A 2,065-nucleotide genomic window follows, 5' to 3' on the forward strand; every position below is an offset into this window, starting at 1 on the left:
CGTGCCGGGGCAGGGCGAGCAGGACGCTGATGGCGAGCGCGGTCCCGGCCAGGCGCAGGGCGAGGGGCACGGGTGCGTCCGGCAGGGACTCGCCGAAGGCGAGGGAGCCGAGGACGGCGGTGAAGACGCAGGCGACCGTGGTGCAGACGGGCACGATGAGGGTGGCCCGGCAGCGTTGCAGCGCGGTCTGGGACATCACCAGTCCGGCGGCCGCCGTGCACAGCAGGAGGTACGGGTACGGGGAGCCGGCCAGCGCCCGGGCCGCGGCCGCCGGGCCGTCGGCGTAGGGGGCGGCGGAGAGGCCCTTGACCGCCAGGGAGCTGACGCCGTACAGCAGCCCGACGGCCACGCCGTAGCCGATGCCGCTGGTGGGCATGCGGTGCGGGCGGCGGGCGCGGCGGTCCACGGCGGCGTACAGCCATCCGGCGGCGGCGAGGGTGGGCAGGCTGACCAGCAGCACGGTGCGCCAGGGCGCGGAGCGGCCGACGCCGGCGCCGCCGTCGGGCAGGGAGGCGATGACCATCAGCAGGGCGAGGAGCACCGCGGGCAGGGCGTGGCGCTCCCGGCCGGACGGCCGCTCGCCGAGGACGGCGGAGGACAGCAGGGTCAGCAGCACCAGGCCGGAGACGAAGATGCCCTGGGCGGCGGCGATCGGCAGGGAGCGGTAGACGAGCAGTTGGGCGGCGAAGCCGGCGGCGAGGGCCAGCGAGCCGGCGAGCCAGGCGGGGCTGGCGGAGAGGGTGAGCACGGTGCGCAGCGGCCGGCCGGCGGACAGGGCGGGCAGCCGGCCGAGGGCGCGCTTCTGTAGGACGAAGCCGGCGCTGTAGAGCGCGTTGGCGAGCAGCGCGGCCGCGACGCCCCAGCCCCACCAGCCCCAGTCGACAGCCCCGGTCACGGTCAGCGCCGCCGGGCGTGCGCCAGCAGGATGGAGGCGGCGGAGGGGACGGCGCAGGCGGCCCGGTCCAGCGGGCGCAGCAGGCGGGGTACGCCGTGGAAGGGGGCGCCGGTGACGGTGACGTCGGTGAAGCCGGCGGCGCGCAGGAAGGAGCGCAGGGCGCGGGCGGTGTACAGCCGCAGGTGGCCGACGACCTCGCGGCCGGGGCGGCCGTGCACGGCGCGCAGGCTCACCTCGGAGAACACCGGCTGCACGCCGGCCAGCAGCAGGGCGCGGTTGTACCAGGCGGCCAGGTTGGGGGTGGAGAGCATGAGGTGGCCGCCGGGGCGCAGCACGCGGCGCAGTTCGTCCAGGGCGGTGTCGGGGTCGGGGAGGTGTTCGATGACCTCGCTGAACAGCACGGCGTCGGCGCAGCCGTCGGCGAGTGGCAGGGCGTTGCCGTCGAGTTCGGCGCGGAGCAGGTGGGGGATGTGGGCGCGGGCGCGGCGCAGGGCGTCGTGCGACCAGTCGAGGCCGACGAGGCGGTGGCCGGCGAGCAGGGGGGCGGCGGTGGCCGCGGCGGTGCCGTCGCCGCAGCCGACGTCCAGGACGAGCGCGCCGGCGGGGCCGTGGGCGGCGGGCGGGCCGAGTGCGGCGGCCAGCAGCGCGGCCTGCCGGCGGGTGCGGGCGTCGCCCGAGGCGACGGGCACGGCGGGGTTCTCGTAGAAGTCGCGCAGCCCGCGGGAGGGGCGGGTGTCGGTGGGTGCGCTCACGGCGTCCCTCCTGGTGGGCTCGGTCATGGCGTCGTCCGGTGGGGCGGGGCGCCGGTGGCGGCGAGGTGGCCGGTGAACAGCTCGCGCAGGACGGCGGCGTCGTCGTCGCCGAGCAGGGCTCTGGACCAGCGCAGGGCGAGGTGGAGGCGGCCGCCGGTGGAGGCGGTGGTGAAGGTGAGGCCGCGGGGCATCCGGGCGGGTGCGGAGAACCAGACCCGCTCGGCGCGGCCGGCGTCGCCGAAGTCCAGGGGGTAGGGGATGCGGCCGATGTTGCTGAGCAGGGTGGTGGAGGTCCAGGGGGCGGCGAGCCGGCGCAGGGTGCGGGTGGCGCGGGCGCGCAGGGCGACCGGGGCGACGGGCGCCGTGAGCAGGGCCGAGCCACCCGCACCCTGCGCCGGCTCTGTCTCTTATACACATC

2 protein-coding genes and 1 pseudogene are annotated in these 2,065 nt (G+C 77.7%); all 3 read right to left on the bottom strand.

The annotated features are described in order from the left end of the window. On the bottom strand, nucleotides 1-895 hold an 895-nt coding region (locus C6N75_RS26450; protein ID WP_105871399.1), incomplete at its 3' end, for a hypothetical protein. Between the two features lie 2 nt (nucleotides 896-897). Then, the gene (locus tag C6N75_RS26455; protein WP_105871400.1) at nucleotides 898-1,674 is read right to left on the bottom strand and encodes a class I SAM-dependent methyltransferase; all 777 of its coding nucleotides are present in this window, start codon (nucleotides 1,672-1,674) and stop codon (nucleotides 898-900) included. Beyond that, nucleotides 1,671-2,024, bottom strand: a pseudogene (locus C6N75_RS26460) (condensation protein); the annotation flags it as partial. The gene C6N75_RS26455 and the pseudogene C6N75_RS26460, both read right to left, overlap by 4 nt. Between the last annotated feature and the right edge of the window lie 41 nt (nucleotides 2,025-2,065).

Origin of the sequence: Streptomyces solincola (genome assembly GCF_002982015.1) — a bacterium.
Classification (GTDB): Bacteria; Actinomycetota; Actinomycetes; order Streptomycetales; family Streptomycetaceae; genus Streptomyces; species Streptomyces solincola.

Excerpts from the sequence above, each read along its gene's own strand:
- C6N75_RS26455 (WP_105871400.1), bottom strand. The coding sequence starts at position 1,674 with ATGACCGAGCCCACCAGGAGGGACGCCGTGAGCGCACCCACCGACACC.